Origin of the sequence: Pelagimonas sp. KU-00592-HH, assembly GCF_040369695.1 — a bacterium.
Lineage (GTDB): Bacteria > Pseudomonadota > Alphaproteobacteria > Rhodobacterales > Rhodobacteraceae > Shimia.
In genome coordinates this window covers 1084782-1111321 of the sequence record NZ_BAABWM010000001.1, presented here as the reverse complement: position 1 = coordinate 1111321, position 26540 = coordinate 1084782, and the positions used below count along the sequence as shown (strand labels likewise).

Annotated in this window: 22 protein-coding genes and 1 tRNA gene; 10 read left to right on the top strand and 13 right to left on the bottom strand. The window is 59.7% G+C overall.

The features are described 5' to 3' along the window. Positions 1-25: 25 nt before the first annotated feature. Positions 26-511: an acyloxyacyl hydrolase gene (locus tag ABWV42_RS05365; RefSeq protein ID WP_353339196.1), complete on the bottom strand. Its 486-nt coding sequence runs from the start codon at positions 509-511 to the stop codon at positions 26-28. A 202-nt stretch (positions 512-713) separates the two neighbouring features. Between ABWV42_RS05365 and ychF the strand changes: the two genes are divergently transcribed. Beyond that, positions 714-1811, top strand: a complete 1098-nt coding sequence (gene ychF / locus ABWV42_RS05360; RefSeq protein WP_353339195.1) for a redox-regulated ATPase YchF — start codon at positions 714-716, stop codon at positions 1809-1811. Here the strand turns inward: ychF and ABWV42_RS05355 are convergent. Beyond that, positions 1808-2872 carry a GNAT family N-acetyltransferase gene (locus ABWV42_RS05355; protein ID WP_353339194.1) on the bottom strand — a complete coding sequence of 355 codons (1065 nt, stop codon included), beginning with the start codon at positions 2870-2872 and terminating at the stop codon, positions 1808-1810. The two genes, ychF and ABWV42_RS05355, sit on opposite strands and share 4 nt — an antisense overlap. 38 nt (positions 2873-2910) lie before the next feature. On the opposite strand from ABWV42_RS05355, the gene ABWV42_RS05350 reads away from it, so the two are divergent. Beyond that, the gene (locus ABWV42_RS05350) at positions 2911-3759 is read left to right on the top strand and encodes a class I SAM-dependent methyltransferase (RefSeq protein WP_353339193.1); all 849 of its coding nucleotides are present in this window, start codon (positions 2911-2913) and stop codon (positions 3757-3759) included. An 83-nt stretch (positions 3760-3842) separates the two neighbouring features. Beyond that, positions 3843-3932 (top strand) — tRNA-Ser (locus ABWV42_RS05345). A gap of 314 nt (positions 3933-4246) precedes the next feature. Here ABWV42_RS05345 and ABWV42_RS05340 read toward each other — a convergent pair. From ABWV42_RS05340 to ABWV42_RS05330, 3 genes are all read right to left on the bottom strand, one after another. Beyond that, the gene (locus ABWV42_RS05340) at positions 4247-4981 is read right to left on the bottom strand and encodes a proteasome-type protease (protein ID WP_353339192.1); all 735 of its coding nucleotides are present in this window, start codon (positions 4979-4981) and stop codon (positions 4247-4249) included. A 75-nt stretch (positions 4982-5056) separates the two neighbouring features. Beyond that, complete coding sequence (locus ABWV42_RS05335; RefSeq protein WP_353339191.1) at positions 5057-6037, bottom strand: alpha-E domain-containing protein; 981 nt, start codon at positions 6035-6037, stop codon at positions 5057-5059. Continuing rightward, positions 6037-7461, bottom strand: a complete 1425-nt coding sequence (locus ABWV42_RS05330; protein WP_353339190.1) for a circularly permuted type 2 ATP-grasp protein — start codon at positions 7459-7461, stop codon at positions 6037-6039. The genes ABWV42_RS05335 and ABWV42_RS05330 overlap by 1 nt, the downstream gene beginning before the upstream one ends. Before the next feature lie 138 nt (positions 7462-7599). Here ABWV42_RS05330 and ABWV42_RS05325 point away from each other — a divergent pair, with 138 nt between their 5' ends. After that, positions 7600-11091 carry a transglutaminase family protein gene (locus tag ABWV42_RS05325; protein ID WP_353339189.1) on the top strand — a complete coding sequence of 1164 codons (3492 nt, stop codon included), beginning with the start codon at positions 7600-7602 and terminating at the stop codon, positions 11089-11091. 326 nt (positions 11092-11417) lie between these two features. Here the strand turns inward: ABWV42_RS05325 and ABWV42_RS05320 are convergent, their stop codons facing one another. Further along, complete coding sequence (locus ABWV42_RS05320) at positions 11418-11714, bottom strand: hypothetical protein (protein ID WP_353339188.1); 297 nt, start codon at positions 11712-11714, stop codon at positions 11418-11420. Positions 11715-11883: 169 nt separating this feature from the next. On the opposite strand from ABWV42_RS05320, the gene ABWV42_RS05315 reads away from it, so the two are divergent. Further along, entirely contained in the window at positions 11884-12138 is a 255-nt protein-coding gene (locus ABWV42_RS05315) for a hypothetical protein (RefSeq protein ID WP_353339187.1), read from the top strand. Positions 12139-12213: 75 nt separating this feature from the next. Here ABWV42_RS05315 and ABWV42_RS05310 read toward each other — a convergent pair whose 3' ends face one another. Beyond that, positions 12214-13527 (bottom strand): tetratricopeptide repeat protein, encoded by a 1314-nt coding sequence (locus ABWV42_RS05310; RefSeq protein ID WP_353339186.1) that lies wholly within the window; start codon positions 13525-13527, stop codon positions 12214-12216. A gap of 100 nt (positions 13528-13627) precedes the next feature. Between ABWV42_RS05310 and ABWV42_RS05305 the strand changes: the two genes are divergently transcribed. Further along, on the top strand, positions 13628-14515 hold the full coding sequence (locus ABWV42_RS05305; protein ID WP_353339516.1) for a helix-turn-helix transcriptional regulator: 888 nt from the start codon (positions 13628-13630) through the stop codon (positions 14513-14515). 382 nt (positions 14516-14897) lie between these two features. Here the strand turns inward: ABWV42_RS05305 and ABWV42_RS05300 are convergent, their stop codons facing one another. Continuing rightward, positions 14898-16301 carry an MORN repeat-containing protein gene (locus ABWV42_RS05300; RefSeq protein ID WP_502930938.1) on the bottom strand — a complete coding sequence of 468 codons (1404 nt, stop codon included), beginning with the start codon at positions 16299-16301 and terminating at the stop codon, positions 14898-14900. A gap of 156 nt (positions 16302-16457) precedes the next feature. Between ABWV42_RS05300 and ABWV42_RS05295 the strand changes: the two genes are divergently transcribed. Further along, positions 16458-18116: an NAD+ synthase gene (locus ABWV42_RS05295; protein WP_353339185.1), complete on the top strand. Its 1659-nt coding sequence runs from the start codon at positions 16458-16460 to the stop codon at positions 18114-18116. A 148-nt stretch (positions 18117-18264) separates the two neighbouring features. Continuing rightward, on the top strand, positions 18265-18690 hold the full coding sequence (locus tag ABWV42_RS05290; protein WP_353339184.1) for a GFA family protein: 426 nt from the start codon (positions 18265-18267) through the stop codon (positions 18688-18690). A gap of 67 nt (positions 18691-18757) precedes the next feature. Here ABWV42_RS05290 and ABWV42_RS05285 read toward each other — a convergent pair whose 3' ends face one another. The 5 genes from ABWV42_RS05285 to ABWV42_RS05265 form a co-directional block, all read right to left on the bottom strand. Continuing rightward, the gene (locus ABWV42_RS05285) at positions 18758-19369 is read right to left on the bottom strand and encodes a Pr6Pr family membrane protein (RefSeq protein ID WP_353339183.1); all 612 of its coding nucleotides are present in this window, start codon (positions 19367-19369) and stop codon (positions 18758-18760) included. Beyond that, positions 19366-20328, bottom strand: a complete 963-nt coding sequence (locus tag ABWV42_RS05280; RefSeq protein WP_353339182.1) for a 1-phosphofructokinase family hexose kinase — start codon at positions 20326-20328, stop codon at positions 19366-19368. Before ABWV42_RS05280 ends, ABWV42_RS05285 begins: the two co-directional genes overlap by 4 nt. Before the next feature lie 11 nt (positions 20329-20339). Beyond that, positions 20340-21260, bottom strand: a complete 921-nt coding sequence (locus tag ABWV42_RS05275; protein ID WP_353339181.1) for an MBL fold metallo-hydrolase — start codon at positions 21258-21260, stop codon at positions 20340-20342. Between the two features lie 117 nt (positions 21261-21377). Continuing rightward, positions 21378-23039, bottom strand: coding sequence for a tetratricopeptide repeat protein (locus ABWV42_RS05270; RefSeq protein ID WP_353339180.1), 1662 nt, complete (start codon positions 23037-23039; stop codon positions 21378-21380). 110 nt (positions 23040-23149) lie between these two features. Further along, a complete protein-coding gene (locus ABWV42_RS05265; RefSeq protein WP_353339179.1) occupies positions 23150-23890 on the bottom strand; it encodes a glycosyltransferase family protein in 741 nt (246 codons plus the stop codon). A gap of 102 nt (positions 23891-23992) precedes the next feature. Between ABWV42_RS05265 and ABWV42_RS05260 the strand changes: the two genes are divergently transcribed. Continuing rightward, positions 23993-24913: a hypothetical protein gene (locus ABWV42_RS05260; RefSeq protein WP_353339178.1), complete on the top strand. Its 921-nt coding sequence runs from the start codon at positions 23993-23995 to the stop codon at positions 24911-24913. Positions 24914-25102: 189 nt separating this feature from the next. Continuing rightward, on the top strand, positions 25103-26428 hold the full coding sequence (gene gltX / locus ABWV42_RS05255) for a glutamate--tRNA ligase (RefSeq protein WP_353339177.1): 1326 nt from the start codon (positions 25103-25105) through the stop codon (positions 26426-26428). Positions 26429-26540: the final 112 nt, after the last annotated feature.

Genomic DNA, 26540 nt, shown 5'->3' with positions numbered 1-26540 from the left:
GTCTGATCGGGCAGGGATAAGGGCCTTAGAACTGTTTATGCCAGCGCAGTGTCCAGGTGTTCATGCCCGGGTTCGTGTTGCCCAAACTGGCGTTTGATGTGTGCGCGAAAGCCAGCGACAGCTTGGTTCCGTTGTCAAAACGGTAGCCTACGCCAACCTGGGTGCGGAACTCGAGGGTCTGGCCGAGGTCGTTTGCCGGGGAGTCTTCGAAATAGGCGCCGGGCATGAAACTTGCCTGGGCGAACCAATTGTTCTGGAAGTTGTACTCGGCAAAGGCACCGCCACCTACAAAGACGTCGCCGGCCTGATGGACGGAAAGCACCGCACCAAGGCCCATATCCAGGTCGCCCCGGGTCCACATGGGCGCGGTATGGTATTCGACCTCAAACACGGCTCCACTCTCAGCGCCCGCTGCGGAGAAGTCGGAGACACCTGCTCCGATAATGAGTTCCTGTGCCGAAACGGTGCTTGCGGCAGAAATCGTGAGGGCTGCTAGCCAGGGTGCCTTCATGGGACGACTCCGTTGAAAAAACATCCGAAGAGGATAGTGGGTGGCCCCGGGAATTTAAACAGTTGGGTACACGTATGGGTTTCACCTTTGCTTGATCGTCGGAAAAAGTGTCCTGCCGGCAACATTATGGTTTCAAGCGTGTTCTTGCGCAGTTGGCATTTGTTGCCTAGAAGCGGCAACCGAATGGCATCAGGAGGCCGCTATGGGCTTTAAAATGGGTATTGTGGGTCTTCCGAATGTCGGCAAGTCCACCTTGTTCAACGCATTGACGAAAACCGCTGCGGCGCAGGCGGCTAACTTTCCGTTCTGTACCATCGAGCCGAACGTGGGCGACGTGGGGGTTCCCGACGCGCGTCTGGATACGCTGGCCGAGATTGCACAATCCAAGCAGATCATTCCGACGCGCATGACGTTTGTCGATATTGCGGGTCTGGTGAAGGGCGCGTCCAAGGGTGAAGGTCTGGGCAACCAGTTTCTTGCCAACATTCGCGAAACCGACGCCATTGCGCACGTGCTGCGCTGTTTCGAAGACGGCGACGTGACCCACGTTGATGGCCGTGTCGATCCGGTGGCCGATGCCGAGACCATCGAAACCGAGCTGATGCTGGCCGATCTGGAAAGCATCGAAAAGCGCCGCGCCAACCTGGTGCGCAAGCTCAAGGGCAACGACAAGGAAGCGCAACAGCAGGATCGTCTGCTGGCGGCGGCACAGGCGATGCTGGAAGACGGCAAGCCCGCGCGTCTTGTCGAGGTTGATGCGGAAGATGCGAAGGCCTGGAAGATGCTGCAGCTTCTGAGCACCAAGCCGGTGCTCTACGTTTGCAACGTCGGCGAATCCGAGGCGGCGGAAGGCAACGACCATTCCGCGAAAGTTGCCGAAATGGCGGCCGCGCAGGGCAACAGCCACGTGATCATCTCGGCGCAGATCGAGGAAGAGATCAGCCAGCTGGACGACGAAGAAGCCGAAATGTTCCTCTCGGAGATGGGGCTGGAAGAGGCCGGTCTGGATCGTCTGATCAAGGCAGGTTACGAGTTGCTGCACCTTGAAACCTATTTCACCGTCGGCCCGAAAGAAGCCCGCGCCTGGACCATCAAGCAGGGCACGCTTGCCCCGCAGGCGGCAGGTGTCATTCACGGTGACTTCGAGAAAGGCTTTATCCGGGCCGAGACCATCGCCTATGACGACTACGTTGCCTGCAATGGTGAACAGGGCGCCAAGGAAGCCGGGAAAATGCGCGCGGAAGGCAAGTCGTATCTCGTGAAAGACGGCGACGTCATGCACTTCCTGTTCAACACCTAAGTCGACTTGCGCTGTTCGAGATAAGCTTCGACAGCGAACTCGCATTTTTTGTAGAACGTGTAGACCTGCCCCGCCATCGTGCGGGGCAAAACGATTTCGTGGATCGGTAAACGGTCTGCGCCGAAACTGTCCTTGTAGGGTTCGTCCCCGACCGTGAAATCATAGACCGGCAGACCGCGGTCACGGGTCCAGCGCATCATGTCGAGCATCAACAAACGTGCAGGCGCATTGACCTTGTGGGGGCCGTCCTCGAAAGCGGTGACGATCTGGCAGTAGCGGTCGTGATCGAGAAGCCCGAATTGCAGGGCAATCGGTGCGCCATCAAGGGACAGGCCCGAGACAACCGCCGTGTCGGGGTGCCGTGTCGCGAGATCCAGGTAGAGATCGCGGTGCGCCGGTTGCAGAAGCGGGTCATCCTTGCCCATCGCCGTGAAGCGGGCGATGCGCCAGTCGACTAGCTGCTGATAGAAGGCGGGCACGTCCGGAGGTGTGGCAACAAAGAAGGCGAGATCACCCTGCGCTTCGAGCTTGCGGCGACGGCGGCGCAGGTCGCTGCGCAGTTTCGAGGTTGGCAGGAGATCAATGGGATCGGCGGTTGTGAGCCGGACCGGATGCGCGTGGGTGTGCGCCCGTTGCAGCGCGCCAAGATCCGTGGGGGGCACCGGCCCCTGAGGCATCTGGCGCATATGAAGCACGTCATGGCGGGGCAGCGCGGCGCGCAGGGCCGGCCAGTGTTCGACAAAGCGCCGGGCGTCAGATGGCGCGCGCAGGAGCGGCCCGGCATAGTCGCATTCCCCGATGCCAGGATGGCGCAGAACCCGAAGGCCATTTTCGCGCGTGGACAGCACGTGAAACCCCGCGAAGTCCTGACCGTCTGAAGACATGAAGGCAAACAGCATGTTCTGCCTGTCGGTGCCGTGTTTGCGGGCCTGCTCAAGCACCGTTTCGACAAACACGGGCGACTGGAACACCTTTGCCGTTCCCGCCGACCAGAGGGCGCGCCAGCGGGCTGCGGCTTCGTCCCCTGACGGGAGCACGGAAATGGTGGTGGCGGATGCCATGATGCGGTGCCCCTGTCCGGGTTGACTGTGGGTCGATAATGGTTGGAAATGACGGCGATGACCAGACGGCAATCCTGCCGCTGGAGCACGCGGGGAACGCCATGTCGGTCAGCATGAATTCGGTAAACCTCAGGGCGTTTGACAGCGTCGAGAACGGACGTGCCAACCGGGCGAAAGCAGGCCTTTTTCCGGCCGAGGAGGCGGCCTTGCAGGCGGTGCCGGAAGCCGTGAGGCGGGGGCGGGTTCTTGAGCTTGGCGTGGGGACGGGGCGGCTTGTGCCCACGCTGGCAGACCAGGCGGCGACGTATCTTGGCGTGGACTATGCCGCGCAGGCCATTCAGGAAGCGCAGCGCGCCTTTCCCGATGTCACCTTCCGTAGGATGGATGCACGAGACATGCCTGACTTGGCAGTGGATGCCTTTGATTTCGCGGTGTTTTCCTACAACGGTCTGGACTATGTTGATCACGAGGGGCGGTGCCGCGCACTAACGGAAATCGCCCGCGTGCTGCGCCCCGGAGGGTATTTCCTGTTCAGCTTCCACAATCGGGATTTTCGCGATCTGGATCGCACGTTGGAGCCGCGGCAGATACCGCTATGGGAACGCGTGTTATTCTTCTGGCTGGCCGGGGCGCGGCGACGTCGGGATGCCCTGCGTGACGAGTTGGCCAAGGGCTGTCGGGCCACCAGCGACTACGCGATCCTGAACGACAGCGGCATGAACTATGCGCTTTTGACCTACTACTCCGACCTTGCCGCCCAGACCGCCCTTTTGGCCCGCACCGGATTTGAGGTGGAGGCGGCCTATGCCATTGACGGGTGCAGGATCGATCCAGGAGAGGTTTTCGAGGACGACTACATGGTGCATGTCCTGTGTCGAAAATCATGAGATGTCAGTGTGATCCACGCTTCTTGCAGAATTCGGCGAATTTCCTCTTGTCACCGATTGGCCCTCAAGATAGACGGGTCGACGGAGACGTGGCCGAGTGGTCGAAGGCGCTCCCCTGCTAAGGGAGTATACCGGAAACGGTATCGAGGGTTCGAATCCCTTCGTCTCCGCCATCATTCATTTCTGGAAATTTAATGGCCACCTCTGGCCGCCTGCCTCATTGTTTGGTTCCTGCGTGAACGCGCTGCGTTTTGGGTGAAGGGCGGAATTGGGATTCACGCTTTAGATTTGGGCGCTTCCGCTCTCACAATCTCCGCAGTTTCGACGCGCCGAGTTATGTCTTTGTTGCCAGTACAAATTTCGGTCTTGAACGTTTCCAAAGACCGGAGCCTTGGTGCTGCGACTTGTACCATGCTTCCGGTGCCCATGCCCTAGTTGGAACATGTTGCGGTCTTGTCGATCTCCAAGAGCTTTTGGCGCGCTTGTGTCACACGACTGTATGTTGAAACATATCGTGGAAAGCATTTCTCAAGGAATTCGACCAAGCCTCGGACAAGGCCAGATAATTGGGGTCATGGTCCTCGATCCTGCGCACTTGAGAAAACCGAAGTGTGTCGCGTTCAACCACCGACAAATCGAGCGGCATTCCAACGGACAGGTTGGAACGCAAGGTTGAATCCATGGACAGAAGAGCGGCGGTTACGCAAACATTGACCGGGGTGTCGACATTGATGACCCGATCAAGAATCGGCTTGCCGTACTTGTGTTCTCCGATCTGGAAATAGGGGGTATCCTCGCCCGCTTCGATAAAGTTTCCGGCGGAATATATGTGGAACAGGCGCATACCACCGCCGGCACGCTGCCCGCCAACAATGATCGACGAGATGGTGCTTTCTCCCATTTGCGAGATATTTGACCCATAGCGGTTCTGGATCACGCGCATGGCGTCACCGACGATTTCAGCAACCCGGAACATCGAATCCGCGCTCAAGATTGTATCGATCCCATCCTGCGGGTTGTCGATATTCTCTTGCAGCAGGCTGATGACGGCCTGCGTGATGGAGAGGTTGCCAGAGGTCATCATGGTGATGACACGGTCACCTGGGACTTCCCAAGTGAACATCTTGCGGTACTTCGAAACATTGTCCACGCCTGCATTAGTGCGCGTATCGGACAGAAAAACCATTCCGGCATTGGTTTTGAGAGCAACGCAATAGGTCATCAGGATCGAGTATCTCCAGAAGGATTCGGCTTGGATGCGGGGCTTCTAACACCCCGTTACCAAAGTTCCGAGACGCTATTGTGTGGTTTCACCCGCATTTTGCGCCAAGTCCACGCCGAAGCCGAACGCTGATGAGGCCGCCTGAGCCATCTTGTTGGTGTCGACAATAAAGTTTGTTAGCCAGTCGTGCAGACCGGTTTCGAATATGTCATCGACCTTTGTGGCGCGCAGCTTTTCAGTTGTGTTCATTGCGGACTGGGCCAACTGCTGTTGGACCGGCAGATCAGAAGCCAGCTTGCTCAGGATTGTCGATATTTCCGACATGGCAGTCGTGAGAGAACGCGGGCTTGCTTCGTTCAGAATGAGCAGGTCGACGACCCCTTGGGCATCAACAATACGACTGTAGAGGTGGCGGAAGGCCACGGCGGAATTGGCAGCGCGCAAAACCTGAACCCATTGAAGATAATCAAGACCGCCCCCTACATCGGTCGCGTTCGGTAGGAGCACGTGGTATTTTACGTCAAGCAGACGGGCAGTGGCGTCAGCGCGTTCGAACCATTTGCCCAACTCGATGAACAAAAGGCTATCGTCACGCAACATGGAGTTTCCAATCTTGCCAAACGCCAGACCCCCGCGCGCGCGAACCCAATCGAGGAAATCTGAAAGGTTTTCCTGATCGGTTTCTTTTTTCAGGTGGATGTGCAGTTCCGCCCGTGTGTCATTCACCGCCTCCCAGACTTCGGCCGAGATAGCATTGCGAACAGCCTTGGCGTTCATGCGCGCGGCTTCGATGCAAGAAATGATCGAGGACGGATTGTTGGCATCTCGGATGAGGTGATCCGAGACGCTTTCGACATCAGCGTCTTCGAGAGCAGCAGGAAAGGTGTTGGTTGCACCAGACGCAATGATAATGGAGGTCCATTCGCTGTGTCGCGAACTCTCCTCACGTGGCAGGCTGTCAAGGCGGCGCCCTGCGTCGAGTAGGCGCGCGGCGGTTTCCATGCGTTCGATATAGCGACCCAACCAGAACAGGCCTTCTGCGGTACGGCTCAACATCAGACTGCTCCCTCGCTCAGAACCCAGGTATCCTTGACGCCTCCGCCTTGACTTGAATTCACCACAAGTGATCCTTCACGAAGGGCCACGCGGCTCAGTCCGCTGGGCACCATTCGGGTGGTTTCGCCAGAAACCACGAAGGGGCGAAGGTCTACATGTCGCGGAGCAAGGCCCGCGTCGGTGAGAACAGGAGCTGCCGAGAGTGACAGGGTTGGTTGCGCGATATAGTTTTCGGGGTTCGCTTTGAGTTTGTTTGCGAACTCTTCGATCTCGGCTTTGGTCGAGGTCGGCCCGATCAACATGCCATAGCCGCCCGATCCCTGAACTTCTTTGACGACAAGCTCGGCCAGGTTTTCCAGAACATAGGCAAGATCATCGGGCTGATCACAGCGGAAGGTTTGCACATTGGGAATGATCGGCTCTTCTCCAAGATAGAAACGGATCATTTCAGGTACGTGGATATAAGTGGCCTTGTCGTCCGCGATACCCGTACCCGGCATATTGATTACCGTCACGTTGCCGGCACTCATCGCGTCCATCAGTCCGCGTACGCCGATCATGCTGTCTTCGCGGAACATGGCTGGATCGAGGAAGGAATCGTCAATGCGGCGATAGATGACGTGGACCTGCTCGAAGCCATGGGTTGTGCGCATATAGACCTTTTGATTGTCGACAATCAGGTCCGGACCCTCGACCAGTTCGATCCCCATCATGTCGGCAAGGAAAGAGTGCTCGAAATAGGCCGAGTTAAACTGCCCCGGAGTTAATAGCGCCATCGTGGGCGCGCCTTCGCAGTTTGGTGGTGCAACGGACTTCATGGCCTCCGCAAGAATATCGGTGTAGCCGTCCACAGGTCGGATTTTTCCGTCACAGAATAGCTCGGGGAACATACGCGACATCACTTCTCGGTTCTGCAGCACATAGGACACCCCCGATGGGGTGCGGCAGTTGTCTTCGAGAACAAAAAACTGGTCGGTTCCGGTTCGAACCAAATCCACTCCGACGATATGCGCCCAGACATCCCGCGGCGGACGATAGCCGTTCATCTGCTCCAGGTAGGCAGGGTTCTTGGTTATCATGGCTTCCGGGATGATCCCGGCCTTAACGATCTCCCGAGCTCCGAAGGCATCTGCGATAAAGGCATTCAATGCGCGCGCGCGTTGGATCGAGCCGCTCTCGATGAGATTCCATTCTTTGGCATTGAAGATGCGTGGAACCATGTCGAAGGGTATGAGCCGATCCGGGTCTCCGCCTTCACCGTAGACGGCAAAGGTGATGCCGATCCGTCTAAAAAGGGCTTCGGCTTCGGCGCGACGTGATTGTAATGCCTCTACGCCGTTGCGTTCGATCCAATCTACCACCGCGCGGTATTCGGGACGGTCAATTGCCCCATTTTTCATCTCATTAAAGATGTTGGCCTGCATAGGCACCCCCAAAATTCGCATTTGGGTTGACCGTATTCGCAATGCCTCTGCACACAAGGAATGACCGCCAATTAGGCAAAACTGAAAAGAATGGCCTGACCTTTTTCCGGGCTGTGCAAAAAAAAGTGGCAAACTGTTATGTCAATAAGCGTCGCGCTGAGCCATCGCACCACCTATGAATACGATCGTCCGGTTAACCTCGCCCCGCATGTGGTGCGGCTGCGGCCAGCACCGCACAGCAGGACACCAATCAAGAGTTATTCGTTAAGGATTGAACCGGAGGAGCATTTTCTCAACTGGCAGCAAGATGCCTATGCCAACTGGCATGCGCGGTTGGTTTTTCCCAAGCCAGCCACGAAATTTTCGGTCACGGTCGATCTTGTGGCCGACATGGTGGCTATCAACCCGTTTGATTTCTTCCTCGAAGAAAGCTGTGAAAGCGTGCCCTTCGACTATGCCCCGGATCAGAAGAAGGACTTGCGCCCCTACTTGAAAAAGGTCTCGCGGGGAAAAGCCTTCAAGAATTTCGTAGACGAAGCCCCGAAGCAGGACGGGCGGACTATTGACTGGCTTGTGGCGGTCAACGCCTTCCTGGCCGAGAAGATCGAATACACAATCCGCATGGAACCGGGGGTGCAAAGCCCTTCGACAACCATCCGCAAGGCGCTCGGTTCTTGCCGTGACAGCGCGTGGCTCATGGTTGCCCTCCTGCGCGAGTTTGGCTATGCGGCACGCTTCGTGTCGGGTTACCTGATCCAGCTGACCGCTGATCAGAAACCGATCGAAGGCCCTGCGGGTCCTGAAGATGATTTCACCGATCTGCACGCATGGTGCGAAGTTTACCTGCCCGGTGCGGGATGGGTCGGAATAGACCCGACATCAGGCCTCTTTGCGGGTGAGGGCCACATTCCACTGGCCGCCACGCCTGAACCGGTGTCTGCTGCTGCCATCACCGGCGCTCATGACTTTGCCGAAGTCAGTTTCAGTTTTGACATGGACGTTAAGCGCGTGGACGAGCCGCCCCGTGTCACCCGCCCACTTTCGCCGGAACAGTGGGCCGAAATTGACCGCGCTGGCGAAGCGGTGGAGGCAAAAATTCAGGCGCAGGATATGCGTCTCACAATGGGTGGCGAGCCAACCTTTGTGTCCGCGATTGACCGCGATGGTGAAGAATGGACAACCGAGGCGGTTGGCCCGACGAAACAGACTTATGCAGACAATCTGGTGCGCCGCCTGCGCGACCGGTTTGCACCCCATGGGGTCCTGCATCATGGTCAAGGCAAATGGTATCCCGGTGAACCCCTGCCGCGCTGGGCCTATTCCCTGATCTGGCGAGGGGATGGGCTGCCGCTCTGGTCGGATGCCGATCTCTTGGCCAAGGAAAACACTGGTCATGCAACCCATGAGACTGCCGAGGAATTCTCCGAGCGGCTGGTCGAGGCGCTGGAGCTTGGTGATGGCGCTTTCGCCCATCCGCTGTATGAAGACCCTCTGCATTTCGTTGGCAAGGAAGCGATGCTTCCCGACAACGTCACGATCGAGGACAACCAACTGGAAGACCCTCAGGAACGTGCGCGCCTAGTTCGGATGATGAACAACGGGCTAACCAATCCCGTCAGTTATGTGATCCCGATCCAGCTTGCCCAGGCCAAGGCCAGCGCGCGGCGGCGGTTCAGATGGGCCAGCGACATCTGGGGCACGCGGCGCGACAAGCTCTTCCTGCTGCCGGGAGACAGCCCAGCTGGCTATCGTCTTCCGCTTAATTCGTTGTCGAAATCGGAAGAGTTCAAACAGTATTTCCGCGACACCATGCTGCGCCGCAAACGCGGGCTCCCACCTCGACGGGTGGTGAAACGCGGCCTGGAACCCGGCAGCGAATACGAGACTGAAGAGTTTTGGGCGACACCGTTCTATGGTCCGGGCTATGGCCCCGGAGGGATGGTTGGATATGGCCAGCCCGTCATGCCAAAGCCGCAACCCGTCAAGCAAGTTCGCCAGAAGCGAAAGAACGCGGCTCCCGGTCCCGCTCAGGAACATGGCGAAGACGTCTGGTTGCGGGATGTCGAAACATCGGATGACTGGCTGATGGGGGAATACAGCTTCTGGGTTGAAGGTATGCCGATCCGGACCGCGCTGGCGGTCGAACCGCGTGATGGCATTCTGCACGTCTTCATGCCGCCCACCGGTTCTTCTGACGAATATCTCGACCTTGTCGAAGCGGTCGAGGAAACTGCTTCTGCTATGAATTTGCCTGTCCGCATTGAAGGTTACGAGCCGCCACGCGATGGCAATTTCAACGTGATCCGTGTCACTCCCGATCCGGGTGTGATCGAAGTCAACATCCACCCCGCCAACAACTGGCAGGGGCTCAAGAAGATCAACGAGGCGCTCTATGAAGAGGCGCGCCAATGCGGTCTCGACAGCTTCACTTTCATGGTTGATGGTCGCCTGACCGGCTCTGGTGGGGGCAACCATATTGTCGTTGGTGGCGCGACCCCGTCCGATAGTCCTTTCTTGCGCCGCCCCGACCTTGTGGCTTCGCTCATTCGCTATTGGCAGCGGCACCCGTCGCTCTCGTATCTTTTTTCCGGCACATTCATCGGTCCGACCAGCCAGGCACCTCGTTTTGACGAAGGTCTGCCAGACAAGGTTTATGAGATGGAGATCGCTCTGAACGAGCTGACGCGGATGCAAAATGAGGGGCAGGCTTTCCCCTGGCTTGCTGACCGCATCCTGCGCCACCTCCTGACCGATCTCACCGGCAATACCCACCGTGCCGAGATCTGCATCGACAAGATGTATTCCCCTGATGGCCCTACAGGCCGTCTCGGTCTGGTCGAGTTTCGAGGTTTCGAAATGCCGCCACATTGGCAGATGAGCATGGCACAATCACTGGTGATGCGCGGACTGCTGGCATGGTTCTGGGACAAACCCTATACCGAGCCGTTGATACACTGGGGCAGGGGCCTGCATGACAAGTTTCTGCTGCCGCACTACTGCCGCGCCGATTTCAACGAGGTCCTGGAGGATCTTAGTCAGGCGCATGGCTTTGCCTTCCGCCCCGATTGGTACGATGCGCAATATGAAATGCGTTTTGGCGAGGTTGGACATACCTATGTGGAAGGGTTGAAGTTGACCCTGCGCAACGGCATTGAGCCTTGGCTGGTATTGGGCGAAGAGGCCGCGGGTGGCGGTACCTCGCGATATGTCGATAGCTCGCTAGAACGTGTCGAACTGAAGATCGAGGGCGATCTTGGCAGCCGCTATGTGATCACCTGCAATCAGGTTGAAGTGCCACTGCAAAAGGTCGGTCCCGAAACCTTTGTTGCGGGTATCCGCTTCCGCAGCTGGCAACCCTGGTCCTCGCTGCACCCGACAATCCCAGCTCATGCGCCGCTCGTGTTCGACGTCTATGACCGGGTGTCCGGGCGTTCCGTTGGCGGGTTGAAATATCTCGTGTCGCATGAAGGCGGGCGCGCCCATGAAGACCGTCCGATCAACGATCTGGAGGCCGAAGGCCGCCGTCGCGTGCGCTTTCAAGAAGGCCAGCACACACCATTCCACTATGACCCGGTCAAACCCCGAGAGAACCTCTGGAACCACGCGACGCTTGATCTGCGCTTTGTTTGAGGGAAGGTCGATTTGACCTAACAGAGGCCTTTCTCAATTTCCCTTTGCAAGTCTGGTCCGGGGGGCGTTTGCAGGTGCAATGTCAGGTCTTGAGCTACCATTCTCGGCACCCCAATTTACGGTAGGCGAATTGCGGCGTCTGGGAGAAAACCACTACTCGAAAGCGGAAGTGCCGTCGGGAAACCCCGACGGCACTTGGTCGCGGCTGGGAGGACCGCGAAGGTATTGGCGTGCGGTTGCCATCGGTGGGAGTTTAGCTGGCAGGTCTCCAGATCGGCTTCTTGGCGCGCACGGGATCAAGGATTGACCAGTCGTGTTCATCCACTTCAAAACCCTTTTGGAATTGGGGCGCGGGCTTCTATGCCCAAGGATCCCATGACTGTGTCGTTACGATAGTACACCCGGTTGACCACTGCCTGGAGCACGGCCGCGTCACCGGCGCTGTCTCTTAGGAAGGCTGAAACCCGTGCGCCCTTGTCCGCGTTGGACAGGATGGACCATGCAGACAGTGCCCGGTGAACGTCGCGGGCGGCGTACTTGTTCGCGTCGTCAACGATCTCGGCCATGATTGAAGGATCGTCTGCACCGGGAACCCCGCGGGCTTTGCTGGCCGGGATCATCATGCCGGCGATCTCGGTCAGCGTTTCGATTTCTGATTGGCTAAGCTTGTCAGTCAGGTTGCACCTTAATCAAAAAGGTTGGCCAGGCGCTGTTTGATCTGGTCAGAGATATACAGGGACAATGCTTGGATTGTGTTGGTCGGGTTTGGTTCGGGTGTAACTGCCCTTGGCAATGCCATCGATCATGCTGGGTCTGAACCAGACGATCATGTTTGGCATTTCCATGCTCGTTATCACGGCATTGGTGGGCACGTCGGATCTTGGGCAGCAGATCTATATAGGCCTATCCAAAGGCGATTTCGGTGTCGGTATGACAGCAGGTATTGCGATGGCGTTGATTGCGATCCTTGCTGATCGGATTACCCAGTCTCTGAGCCGCCGCCTGGGCCGGAAACTTGGGTTGCCCGAGCCAACAGACCTTGCTTGAGGCAATATGAAGTTGTTGGAAACGATCGACCCTGCACAACGGCAGGGTCGATGTCCGACCCGTGACGGATTGGCCCTAGTGCATTTGCGCGACCCTATCGCGATTTTGCAGGTTGTAGGTGCTGTTGGGACGCTTGGACAGGCGTTGATGGATCAGGTTGTCTGCAAGCGTTTTGGCGTTCGCGCGAATGGCGGCCTCAAGAATCGTGCGTTCGATCACGTCACGTTGCGCGTGGCTGCCCCCAAACCGGATGATCTGGTCGCGGATCGGAACGAGCCCGTCCAGAACCTCGGTGTACTTGCCAGCGCCAAAAGCCTGCAGAGCGCAGCAGATTGGCAGGCCCACTTCGGCCGTAACAGCATAGTTGGTTTCGGAACGGTTCGCGTCGTTGGCCAGATAGGTTTCCAGTGCCTTGAGCATCCGGTGGGTTGCGTCCGAGTTGCCGCTGGCGACAAACGCCATCATCGCATGCACGTCGTTGAACGCATAAAATGCCTGTTCCGCGGTTGGTTCCCATTGGGACGCAAGAGTGGCCCAACGATCTCCGGTGTCGATCCCGTCGAGAAAAAGCCGCCACAGCGCCGAGGATCCGTCGACAAGGCCGAGCAGTGCCGGTTTGCCGTTTTCAGGAAGAACGAAGCTGTCGAAATGGAATATGCAGCGTTCGAGATCTCCCTGTTCGAGCCTGTAGAGAATGGTATGAATTGCGTTATGCGACGTCAGGAAGTTGTCGCTCGTCCAATCCTGAATACGGTTTTCCATGAAATCCGCACCGTAGTTGAAATCGCCCAGCATCTCTACGGCATGGGCAACGGCGTGAATGCTCCACACGTCACGGCAATCTTTTTCGAGCGCCTGAAGGCCTATATCCTTTGCCTTTTCACTTTCTCCTGCTTCTTCAAGGCCAAAGGCATACATGCCTTCGACCAAACTGTAGAGCGGGTGGTTCTTGTCCCACATCGGCAGGGCGCGGGCGATGCGATCACGAATGTTGTTGGATTCGCCGAGATAGAAATCGAGTTGGTGCCCCATCCACAAGGCAAGCATATCGGTGGGGAAGTCATTCTGAAGTTGGTCCAAGGCACGACTGGCAGCGAACCAGTCGCCCGAGTGCCACAGTTTCAAAGCCTCGAAATGCGCCTTTTCACGTGGCTGGCAGTTCTTGGACGCGATGAGACGGGAAATAGTTTTCAGGCGCCCGGTGGCAATGTCACTATAGCGCCGGTCGGTCGAAACCATGTCCATATGGGCCTTGAAGATGTGTCCCATGACGAATTCCGGATCATTTTCCGTCGCCTCATCGAGAATGTGGATGGGGTTGCGCCAAAGCGCGAGTTCGGCAATTGCGACATCGTATTGTGCGCCGGAGGACTGGGAAGAGGCGCTCATTGCGAGCCCTGTGCTGTCCTTTGTAATCGTGTGTAACTCCTGTTCAAAGCGGGTCGAAAAGTACCGTGCTCATCGATATTCAGGAGGTAACAATTTGAAGGTGATCTGTGATGATCCCCAGAGGGACCATGCCATGCAAGATGTGCACATTAAAAACATGCTGAGTGTGATGGTGCGCCCTTGTCGAGAGATCGGCAAGAGCACGTTTCTCTCGTCTTTGGACGAGGCGCTGGGAACGCTGGTGGCGCATGATATGCGATGGACAATTGTCTACTCGGCTGTTTCCGCTCCTCAAGTGATGGCGCATAGCCTTCCTGTCGACAATTCTGTCGGCGTTGATGATGGGTTGATCCGGCGCACTTATGACGCGGGCTATTTCCGGTTTGATCCATTCTATCGCTATTGGCGCGAGCAACGCCAAGGGGGTGTCCTTCGTCTGAGCGATATTGCGCGTCCAAACAAGGAGGACGCGACCTACATGTTCGGGTTCGTTCCTTTGACCGGCTTTGAGGATGATGTCGCCTTGATGTGCCCTGTCGACGAAGATCATGCGCTTGCCCTCACGGTTGAAAGCGTGGCCGGGTTCTCCGATTATGACATGGAACGCTTGGAGGCATTCTATGCGTTGATGGCGGCGATGATTGAAAGCCATTGGCGTCTTTCAGGGCAGGATGCAGAACTGTCCGCGCGGGAAGTGGCGGCGCAGCCTCCATTGAATTTTTCTGAAGCGGTTAAATCATTCTTGCCGGGACTGCTGACGCCGAGGGAGCGCGAAATCACGTTCCTGTCGCTGGCTGGGTTCAACAACGAGGCGATTGCCAAGAAGATGGATGTTTCGACCGGCACGATAAAAAACCACAAGAAGCGCCTCTACGCGAAAGTTGATGTAACCAGCGAACGGGAGTTATTCAGCTTGTTCCTTGGTTTTCTTGCGGAGGTCGATCCCTCCGAATTGCACTTGGGGTATTCTCAAGCGAAACGAATTTGAGGCGGATCAAAAAATCACAAAGCCTCTCGAGATGACAAGGGCCCCACTTTTTCGCGGCTCCAAAAAACAAGCCCAGAGATCATCTGTTTGGCTGTGATGTTTTACCCCGTTTCCTTTTGGCTCTTTGAATGTCGGGGATCTCTTGCACGAAATCGGTGCCAATCTTGGTCGCGAAAAGGTTCCTGACTGGTGGCAATAATCTGGTCTGTTGTTCGCATCCGGAATCCGAAAGCGGCGCATTTTCGAGACGATGCTACCAACAGAGAGCCATGGGAAAATGGGCGGATTGCAGTTGTCAAAACTCATTCAAAACCCCGCCAGTTTGGCAGGGTATTGAGATTTAGTGCCCTTGCATCCGATGCAAGCTTGATGCCGGAGGGGATTAGCCGTCGGTTTTCAGGGCGCCGTTTTCCCAGGTGCCGGTCTTTTCCTCGCCGGTGGCATATTTCAGGGTGCCTGCGCCCTGGCGTTTGCCGGACTTGAACATGCCTTCGTAGATGTCGCCGTTGGCATAGGTGGCCACGCCCTGGCCGCTGATTTCGCCTGCCTGCCATTCTCCGGAATAGGTAAAGCCGTCGGGCATGCGGATTTCGCCGACCCCGTCGCGCTGGCCGTCTGCGAACTGGCCTTCGTAGACGGTGCCGTCGGTGTAGGTGGCGATGCCGAGGCCGTGGCGCTGGCCTTCGAACCAGTCCCCTTCGTAGCGGTAGCCGTCGGCATAGGTCATGACGCCCTTGCCGTGGTTCTTGGCGTTGAGGAACTCACCCTCGTAGACCAGACCGTTGGTATAGGTGGCCTTGCCGCGGCCGTTGATCACGCCGGCTTTCCACTCGCCTTCATAGGTCGATCCGTCAGGATAGGTGATGAGGCCGGTGCCATCGGCAAGATCCTGGCGGAACTGGCCGGTGTAGACCGAGCCGTCGGGGTAGGTGACGGTGCCGTCGCCTTCGATGTGGCCGTTGATCCAGCTGCCGACGTAGGTATAGCCATCGGCTCCGGTGAAGGTGCCCTGGCCGTGGCGTTTGTCGCCTTCGAAAGTGCCAGTGTATGTGTCGCCATTGGCATAGACCACCGTACCCTCGCCGACACGCTGGCCCGCGACAAGGGTGCCTTCGTAGATGTCACCGTTGGAGTGGATGAGCTTACCGGTGCCTTCGATCTGGCCCGAAACCCAGTTGCCTTCGTAGATCAGGCCATCGGGCATAGTCAGCGTGCCTTGCCCCGAACGTGCACCGCCCGCGACCTGGCCGGCATAGGTGGCACCGTCGGAATAGGTGATCTTGGCCATGCCTTCCTTGACGCCGTTGATCCAGTCGCCGTCATAGACATATCCGCCCGGCGACAGCATCACGCCCTTGCCGTGATGCGAGGCGTTCTGGAACTGGCCCTCGTAGCGGGTGCCGTTGGCGTAAAGCGCGACGCCGGTGCCGTTGATCTTGCCGTCGGCCCATTCCCCTTCGTAGGTGCCGCCGTCGGTGAAGGTGATCTTGCCGAAACCTTCGGGTTTGCCCTTGGCGAATTCGCCCTCGTAGACCGAGCCGTTGGGAAAGCGCGCCTGGCCCTTGCCCTTGATCTCGCCGTCGACCCATTCGCCGGTGTATTCATAGCCGTTGGGGAGGCGGTAGCTGCCGGTGCCGTGTTGCAGGCCACCCTTGAAGGTGCCTTCGTAGACGCCGCCGTCATCGTATTGCTTGGTAAGGATTTCGCCTTCCTGAGCGGTGGCAGAGGTGGCTGCGCCCAGCATGAGTGCGAGTGTTGCAATCTTGATTGCCTTGGTGTTCTTCATTTTTCTGCCCTTTTGGGGTCCATCCCGTGCCGACCTGTGGTCTTGCATGAAACCTAGAACAGTGGCCGCGTCTGAGCAACGTCTTTTGGCCGTTTGGCCTTTCCCTCGCGCGGGGTTCTGGTAAATCTTGGGCCAAGACAGCGACAGGAGGCTTTGATGGCCGAAACATTTCGTCTGACCATGGCGCAGGCCAACCCCGTGATGGGGGATCTTGCCGGCAATGCCGCCAAGGCCTGCGAGGCCTGGGAGGCGGGCAAATCCGTGGGCAGCAAGCTTGTGGTCATGCCGGAAATGTTCATCGTGGGCTACAACCCGCAGGACCTTATCCTGAAACCGGCGTTGCAGGCGGCGGCGCTGCGCGAGATCGAGGCGCTGGCGGTGGCCTGTGCCGATGGGCCTGCGCTGGCGATTGGCGGGCCGCTGGCCGAGGATGGCAAGCTCTACAATGCCTATTTCGTGCTCAAGGGCGGCAAGATCGCCCATATTCAGCGTAAGCACCATTTGCCCAATTACACCGTGTTCGACGAAGAGCGCCTGTTTGACCACGGGCCGCTGGGCGGGCCGTATGACGTGGATGGCGTGCGGGTCGGCTCGCCGATCTGCGAGGATGCCTGGTTCGAGGATGTCTGCGAAACGCTGGAAGAGACCGGGGCGGAGATTCTCGTGGTGCCCAACGGATCGCCCTATTACCGCGACAAGTTCGACCGCCGCATGAACCACATGGTGGCGCGCGTGGTCGAGACCGGTCTGCCGCTGGTCTATGTGAACATGGTGGGCGGGCAGGACGACCAGGTGTTCGACGGCGGCTCCTTTGTGCTGAACCCCGGTGGCGAGTTGGCGGTGCAATTGCCGGTCTTCGACGAGATGATCGCGCATGTGGACTTTAGTCGTACGGCGGATGGCTGGAAGGCCGAACAGGGGGCGCGTGCGGTTCTGCCAGCGGGGGAAGAACAGGATTACCGCGTCTGTGTAGAGGCGCTGCGCGACTACATGGGCAAGACCGGTTTCAAGAAGGTGCTCTTGGGGCTGTCGGGCGGTATTGACTCGGCGTTGGTGGCCACGATTGCGGTGGATGCGCTGGGGGCCGAGAATGTGCGCTGCGTGATGCTGCCGTCGGAATACACCTCGCAGGGCTCGCTGGATGACGCCAAGGACATCGCCGAGCGTCTGGGCGTGCGCTATGACTATGTGCCGATTTCCGAGGGGCGGCAGGCGATCACCAACACGCTTGCGCCGCTGTTTGAAGGCACCGAGCCAGGGCTGACCGAGGAAAACATCCAGTCGCGTCTGCGCGGGCTGTTGCTGATGGCGCTGTCCAACAAGTTTGGCGAGATGCTTTTGACCACCGGCAACAAGTCCGAGGTCGCGGTGGGCTATGCCACGATCTATGGCGACATGGCCGGCGGCTATAACCCGATCAAGGACATGTACAAGACCCGCGTTTTCGAGACCTGCCGCTGGCGCAACGCGGTGCATCGCGACTGGATGGCCGGCCCCGAGGGCGAGGTGATCCCGGTGACGATCATCGACAAGCCGCCCTCTGCCGAGCTGCGCCCCGACCAGAAGGACGAGGACAGCCTGCCGCCGTATGACGAGCTGGACGCGATCCTGACGATGCTGGTGGATGAAGAGCGGTCGGTTGCGGACTGTGTTGCGGCGGGGTTCGATCGCGAGACGGTCAAGCGGGTCGAGCACCTGCTTTACATCAGCGAATACAAACGGTTCCAGTCGGCCCCCGGTGCGCGCCTATCGCGCAAGGCCTTCTGGCTGGATCGGCGCTATCCGATTGTCAGCAGATGGCGGGACAACGCCTGAGCGCCTGTGAAGGATTTCAAAGGCCCCGGAGGTGTTCCGGGGCTTTTCCTTTTCACGGTCCGGCGTCGCATTCGGCCTGTTTGCGGTCTGCTTCGTCTCTGCCCTTGTGTCTGTCCTATGGATAGGTGAGGGAAACGGAGGGGACGAGATGACGACACGCGGATATTGCCTGTGCAAGGCAACGGGTTGGGAATACGAGGGCGATCCGACCTGGAGCTGTTATTGCCACTGTGATGATTGTCGCCGCAATTGCGCGGCGCCGGTGGTGGCGTGGCTGGGCGTGCCGTTGCGCAATTTCAGGTGGGTCGGTCAGGCGGTGAAGACGCTGGAGAGTTCGAAGGGGGTGTTTCGGCATTTCTGTGCGGACTGCGGCTCGCCGCTTGGGTTCGAGGCGGATCACTATGCCGGGGGCATGCATCTTTACGCAGCCTCAATGGAACGGCCGGAGGATTTCGTGCCGGAATTCCATGTCAACTTTGCCAGCAAGCTGCCGTGGCTGGCGATGCAGGATGACCTGCCGAAGTATGACACCACGCTTTTGCATGCGCCGAAGGACCTGAGCGACTACGCATGAGGGGCGCTGCCCCTCGGGCGGCGGGGCCGCCCTCACCCCGGGGTATTGGGGCCAAGAAGAAGCGGCCTCATCCCTTGCGGCGAGCAATCAGCACAAGCGCCGCGCCGGAGAGGTAGAACACCGCGCCGAGGCCGATGACATAGGCGAGCACGCCGATGCCGCCGGTCTTGACCGGATTGAGGAAGAAATAGGGGTAGGTGCCGTCCGAGGCACCGCGTGCCATGGCATAGCCGACATAGCCCAGCGGGCAGGCCAGCCAGAGGGCGGGGTGGGTGTAGGTCAGACCGTGTTTCGGGGCGAAGAGCCACCAGAACAGCAGGACACCTGCCGGGATCAGCGTGTGCTGGAACAGGTTGACGGTGATGTCGAGACCCTCGGGATGGTGGGTTGCGGCCAGCAGCGCGTGGTAGACCGCGCCGACCAGTACGATCCAGACCGTGAGGGCGGTGATCCAGCCGGGGGTGGTGCTGCGGCGCAGGGTGGTGACCGCGAAGACCAGTCCGACAGTGAGGACCATCAGGTTGGTGAAGTAGCGGGCCTGGGACCAGAGGGCGTCGGGCAGGCTGCGCCCCTCGCCGAGATCGACGCTGGTTTGCAGGGTGAGCGTGCCAAAGGCGCAGAGCGCAATCAGCAGGGCGCAGAGGGTTTCGAAGGTCGAGAAACGGTGTGGCTGGGTCATGTCAGGGTCGCGTCGAGGCTGGTGAGGGGGCAGTCGGCGAGAAGCCGTTCGGCATCGCTGGCGCGGCAGAGTTCGGTGGCAGGGGTCATGACGGCGGCGCTGGCGGCGGCGGTGCCGCGTTGCAGGGCGACGCCGAGATCCTCGCCCCGGGCCAGCGAAAGGGTGTAGGCGCCGACGAAACTGTCACCGGCGCCGACCTTGCTGGCGACCGGTACTTGAGCGGCTTTTGCGTGCAGGATTTCGTGTCGGCTGGCGAGGACCGAGCCTTCGCCGCCGCGGGCGATGATGACCACCTGCGCCGTTCCGCGCGCGATCAGGGCGGCGGCGAAATCGGCGGTGTCCTGCAGGGTTGGCAGGGGGGTGGTGTTCAGGGTTTCGGCCTCGTGCCAGTCCATGCGCAGGGTGTGCAGGTTGGCGGGCGGGGCGGTGACGGTGGTTTCAAGCGCCGCGCCGGAGAGATCGGCGATGATCCGGGGGCGGCGTGGGGCGAGGACCTTGGCGAGCGTGGTGGGGAAGGTGGCCGGGATGCCGGGCGGCAGGGAGCCGCTGAGGACCACGAAGCCCTCGTCGGGGACCACGCCGGGCAGCATATCGAGGAGCGCGCTTTGGCGTTCCTCGTCCCAGTCGGGACCGGGCAGGACGAAGCGGTACTGCGCGCCGGTGGTTTCATCCGTCACCGCAAGGCTTTGACGGGTTTCGCCGGGCGCGCGGAAGGGCAGGTAGGCGATGCCTTCGGCCAGCAGCAGGTGACGCAGTTTCTTGCCGGTGGGACCGCCGACGGCGACGAGGGCACGGGACTGACCGCCGAGGATGCGGATCGCGCGCGAGACGTTGATCCCGCCGCCGCCGGGATCGGTTTTGGGGGGCGCACACCGCAGTTTCGGGCCTGCCGAAACGGTTTCGGCCGTGGTCGAAAGATCCACGGCCGGGTTCAGGGTGATGGTCAGGATGTCGTGCATGGGCCTCCGGCTCAGAGCATCAGTTGGTAGCTCGCCGGAACATAGTGATAGCCCTGGCCGCGTTTTTCAACATAGCCAACGCCGGGCCAGGGCATGTGGTAGCCGACAAAGGGGATCTGGTCGGCGGCCATCATGTCGAGCATGGCGCGTCGGGTTTTGGCGGCGGCTTCCTTGTCGCGGTCGAATTTCACCTCCCAGTCGGGGTAGGCCAGTGACCAGACGTAGTGATTGGCAAAGTCGGCCCCGAGCACAAGTTGCTTGCCCTCGCTTTCGATACGGTAGGCCATGTGACCAGGGGTGTGGCCGAAGGCGGCCATGGCGGTGACGCCGGAGGCCACCGCGGCGCCATCGTCGATCATCGACATCTGTTCGGCCAGCGGGCGGACCTTGGCCTCGAAGGTGTCATTGCCGGACATGTCCCAAGCGTTGAACTCGGCCGCGCCGGTGACATAGCGGGCGTTGGGGAAGGTGGCCCCGCCCTCGCCGTAAAGGCCGCCGACATGGTCGCCGTGCATGTGGGTGACGACAACCACGTCGATCTGCTCGGCGCTGTAGCCTGCGGCGGCGAGGGCGCCAGTGATGCTGGCCGGGCTGAGGCCGGTGTCGAAGAGGATCAGTTCCGCGCCGGTGTTGACGACCGTGGGGGTGAAGAAGAACTGAGCCACGTCGGTGGGGATGTTGGCCTGCATCGAGGCCTTGGCGAATTCGTCGGCCGAGACGTTCATGCCGAAGATCGACTGCGGATTCGGAACCGGGCGGGTGCCGGCGAGGAGTGTTGTCACTTCGAACCCGCCAACCTTCATGCGGTTGAAGCGGGTGCTGGCGACGCCCATCATCTCGGCGGCAGCCAGAAGTGGCGAGGCGGCCAGCGGGGTCATGGCGGCCCCCAGAAGGACAGAGCGGCGGTTGATGTGTGGGGTCTTGAGGGTCATGAGGGGTCTCCCAGTTCGCGTTTTCAATCCAGAGGATAGCGCTGGTTTGGGGAACGGCCACTGCAAGACTTCGTGAGGTCGTCGGCAGGGCTGGCGGACCTGCCCTGCCTAAAGGTGTCAGGTTGTGGCCAACTGTTGCGCGCGAAGTGCGGCTTCCGCTTCGAGAATGCCCGGCCTGTTTGCAATGCTTTGCGGTCGCCGTGCGAGGTATTGAAGTGCCTTTTCCGGCCCTTCAAGTTGTTCAACCACTTGTGAGAGCGCCAGCCATGTCTGCACGCGGTCCTGCGCGATGCGAAGGCTGGTCTCGAACTGGGCTTTTGCGCCGGCGAGATCCCCCTGTATCTGCTGCACGCTCCCCAGAAGGGCATTGGCGGCGGCGTTTCCGGGGTGATGACCCTGGGTTTGCGTCGCGAGGTCGAGCGCCTGGTCGAGCTGGCCCTGAGCCATCAGAAGTTTGCACAGGTGCATGCAGGCGTGCATCCGCGTCGGGTCTTGCTGCAGGATGGCGCGTAACAGTGGTTCGGCCTGTTCCGGTTTTTCCTGATCCAGAAATATGCTGGCCAGTAATTCCTGAAGACTCAGGTGGTCCGGGTGGTCCTTGACGGCTTGGCTGACAAGGGCTTCGGCCTCGTCGAGCATGTTGCGTTCCTTGAGGATACGCACGCTGCGCAGGTAGCAGGCCAGGCGGGTCGGCTCGAGATGCAGGGCTTCCTTGAAGGCCGCAAGTGCCTTGAGCGGTCGGTTACGTTGGGCAAGGAAGATGCCATACATCTGATGATCGTCCGCTGTGGTCTTCGGGTAGCCATCGACGCGCTCGAACAGTTTTCTCAGACCACCTTTCTTCCCGTTTGCGCGAAGCAGCTTGGCAAGTTCGACATGGCAGTTTGACAGACCTGTCGAGAGATGGATCGCGCGGCGCAGTGCAGAAATGGCGTCGTCCGTTCGGCCGGCGTCAGCCAGCGCCTGTGCCAGGTTGATGAAGAGCCACTCCGGCGGGGCGGTCATCATCTTGATTGCCCTTTCATAACCGCGAATTTCTTCCTCCAGATCGCCCTGTTTGCCCTTGGCAAAGCCGCGCCGGAATGCGGGTGGAAGATCGCTATGGCGCGGCGCGACAACCCGGTGGTTCGGCGCTTCGATATTGCCTTCAAGGATATTGGCCATCAGGTCGACCCATTCATCGCAGAAGGGGGCGACGACCATATCGTTGTGTCGAAACGGAAAATCGTAGACATCGAATGGGCGCCTCATGCGAAACTCCCAGTCGGAGGTTTCGCCGCTTTTTCGTTCCAGCCCCCAGTGGGTCGCCCTGAAGAGGGTCATCGGCCCTCCGAAGCTCGAGAGTTCGTTACGGTCCAGCACATAGTAACCGGCAAGTGAGAGAAATGACATGTCGGGCGGCGTGTTGGCGATGTTCAAGGCGCGGCGGTGGGTGTCGGCGTCGTCGTCGACCAAGAACAGGTGAACGTTTTTGTAGCCCTGGGCTTTCATGCGGGAGGCGAGCGTGAACCCGATCTGGCCGCCGAGGGAAAAGCCGACGATGTTGTAGGGGCCCTCAAAGCCCGCTGACTGGATGTCGGTAAGGTAGGTCTCGACGATCTTGTCGATGTCTCCGAGGTAGAGGCCATCTTCTTGCGGAAGGGCGAATTCGTAGATCGGGTTTTGAAGGCGCTTGGACCGCAGGATCGCGGCGGTGACCTTGTTCTCGGGGGCGAGGCCGGGCATCACGAGAAAGGGGGTTCCGCTCCCGTCGGGGCGGATCACTTCGAAGTTAGGCATATTCCTGAAAATCCATCCATTTTTCAGTTTCTACGCGCAGTGTGTTTGTGCGGTGTGAAGGTAGGGTGACATGATCGCCAGCGACTGTCCACGCGGTTTTGGCAGAAGAGTCAGACCATATTCATGACCTGCGCGTGGAATGCGCGGTTCAAAGAGCGGGCGGTTGTCAGCATCTCGGGGCGGGTCTCGGCGGTTTTGATTCTTGCGCGCCAGTCTTCCGGGGCGGTTATTGGCGGGTTGTCGGGAAAGTTCAGGAACTTGTTGCTGAACGGAAGGCACAGCACGCGGCGGCCAAGGCACATGGCCCAGTAGGTGCCATGGTAGGAGTTCGTGACCACGGTTGCGCCGCTGGCGAGGAAGGCAATCGCCTCGGCCATCGTGCCCTGATCGTTGCCACGTGAGGGGATGGCCGGATCGCGAGGAAGGTCATCGGATTTCCGGGCGTGGTAGAACAGCACAACCTCGTGTTCGGGGGCGGGCGGGGTGTCGAACAGGGGCGACATGGCCGAGGCGCAGGGCACGTAGGGGCATCCATCGATGCCCCAATTGCGGGTCGAGATCAGATCGCAGCTGCCGCTCAGAATGTCGAAGTCGATGCTGCGACGGTCTTTCTGCGAGATGCCAACGCCCCAGACCACGCGTTTGCGGGCCTTGGCGGTGTCGTAGACTGCTGCGGTGACGCAGTCCTGAAACACCTGCCCACCGCCCAGAACCGCGACTTTGCAGGCAGGCATGTCTTCGGAAAAATCGAGAAAGGTGCTTGGACCAAAATCGAAGTAATGGCCCGGGGAGCAGGCCAGATCGCCGACGTTTTGGTGCCGCCTGCGGTGCATGAAGGCGAAATCGAGCATGGGGTGTCCTGTGTGCGGGGCTGTTTGGCTCTTGTGTCTTGGTCACAAGTCACCACAATGCGAGACACAGAACAAGTATTGGCGCGCGGCGCAGGGGAGCAGATGCGGAACGCCCGGATTGTCAGGTTCTATCTTCACAAGACGCTGAAAGAGCGGGCGGAGACTGGAAACCACAATTTCATCAACAAGTTTTGCGCCGTGTTGGAGCGCGAGGGCTTTAAGGTGAAATTCCACAATGACGGCCTTGAGGAGCAGATGAAATCACGGGTGCGGCCCGGGTATTCGGTGTTCCTGATGTCCGAGCCGACCGACAGCCGTGGGGTGAGCATTCGGCTCAACTATTTCTATCCGTTCTGGAATATCGAACAGAGCGGCAAGCGCTGGGAGTGGCCGGTCGCCAAGGCGCGGTTTGATGCGAGTGAGGTGCCGGTGGAAGAGGCACAGCGATTTGCCCGGTTCTGGCGCAAGCGGCTGTTCGAAGGGGCGGCAGAGGAGACGACGCGGGAGGGGCTGGTCTATGTGCCGTTGCAGGGGCGGCTGTTGACCCATCGGTCGTTTCAGGCCTGCAGTCCGATCCACATGATCGAGCATGTCCTCGAACAGGATCGCGAGCGGGAGGTCGTGGCGACCTTGCATCCCAAGGAGCATTACGGCGACGAGGAGATCGCGGCGCTGGAGGCGCTGGAGGCGCGGCATGACCGGCTGACGGTGTCGCGTGAGGGCATGGTGCCGCTGTTGCAGCGTTGCGATTATGTGGTGACGCAAAACTCGGCGGTGGCGCTGTCGGGGTATTTCTTTCACAAGCCGGCGGTGTTGTTCGGGCGGATCAACTTTCACCACATTGCGGCCAATGTGCACGAGTTGGGTGTTGCGAGGGCGATGGCCGAGGTGGTCGGGCTGACGCCGGAGTATGACGCCTATCTCTGGTGGTTCCTGCAACACATGTCGATCAACGCGGGACATGAGGACGCGGAGGGCAAGATCCGGGATGCGCTGGAGCGAGCGGGCTGGCTGGAGGGGTAATTTCGCCCGAAGCATCGCCTCGCAGTGTGAGGGCAATGTTGGCCCGGCGGCATCGCCGGGCTGCGCCCGCCCAGGCAGGCACGGCCCTCAAGGATGGCTTTTGGGCGGCGATTGCGCGAATGAAATCTCCTTTTCTGGACAAAGCCTGCGCCATGTGACAGGTAGCGCGCGACGTTTGGAGACTCTCTCATGACCACGACCCGTTTTGCGCCCTCTCCCACGGGCTACATCCATGTTGGCAACCTGCGCACCGCGCTGATGAACTTCCTGATCGCCAAGAAGGCGGGGGGCACGTTCATCCTGCGGATCGATGACACCGATCAGGAGCGTTCGAAGCAGGAATACGTGGACGGCATCCAGGAGGACCTGGAATGGCTGGGCATCACCTGGGACAAGATCGAGTTCCAGTCGAAGCGCCTTGACCGCTATGAAGCCGCGGCTGACCGTCTGCGCGAGATGGGCCGTTTCTACGAGTGTTTCGAGACCCCGACCGAGCTGGACCTGAAGCGCAAGAAGCAGCTGAACATGGGCAAGCCGCCGGTTTATGACCGCGCGATGTTCTCGAAGACGGCGGAAGAGAAAGACGCCCTGCGTGCTGAACGCGGACAGGGCCATTGGCGCTTCCTGCTGGACCAGCAGCGGATCGAGTGGACCGATGGCATTCTTGGCGATCTGTCGATCGATGCGGCGTCGGTGTCGGATCCGGTTCTGATCCGGGGGGACGGCCAGATGCTTTATACGCTGGCCTCGGTCGTGGATGACACCGAAATGGGTGTGACCCACGTGGTGCGTGGCTCGGATCACGTGACCAACACCGCGACCCAGATCCAGATCATCGAGGCGCTGGGCGGCACGGTGCCGACGTTTGCGCACCACTCGCTGCTGACCGGCCCGCAGGGTGAGGCGCTTTCGAAGCGTCTTGGCACCCTGTCGCTGCGTGACCTGCGTGAAGCGGGTGTCGAGCCGATGGCGCTGTTGTCGCTGATGGCGCGCCTCGGGTCGTCCGATCCGGTCGAGCTGCGCAGCAACATCGACGAGCTGGCGGATGGGTTCGATCTCGGGCATTTCGGGACCGCGCCGACCAAGTTCGATGCGGATGACCTCTATCCGCTGACCGGCCGTGTGCTGCATGACCTGCCGTTGGACGCCGTTGCCGAAGACATCGCGGCGGCCGGAGTGCCGGCTGACCAGAGCGCGCAGTTCTGGGAGGTTGTGCGCGAGAACATCACCACCCGCAAAGACCTGGCCACATGGTGGGACCTGTTTGCCAATGGCGCCGATCCGGTGATCGACGACGAGGACAAGGAGTTCGTCGCCGAGGCGATGGCGCTGTTGCCCGAAGGACCGTTTGACGGTGAGACCTGGGGTGTCTGGACCAAGGCCGTGAAAGAGGCAACCGGCCGTAAGGGCCGTGGTCTGTTCATGCCGCTGCGCAAGGCGCTGACCGGCCAGAGCCACGGTCCGGACATGAGCGCGGTGCTGCCTCTGCTGCAGGTGATCAAGGCCAAGGGCTGAGGGGGGTTGCGAGGCGCTGCCTCGCGCTCCGGGGTATTTTAGCCAAGAAGAAACGCCGTGGCGCAAGCTGCGGCGTTTTTGTTTTGGAGCGATGCCCTTGCATGATGGGCTT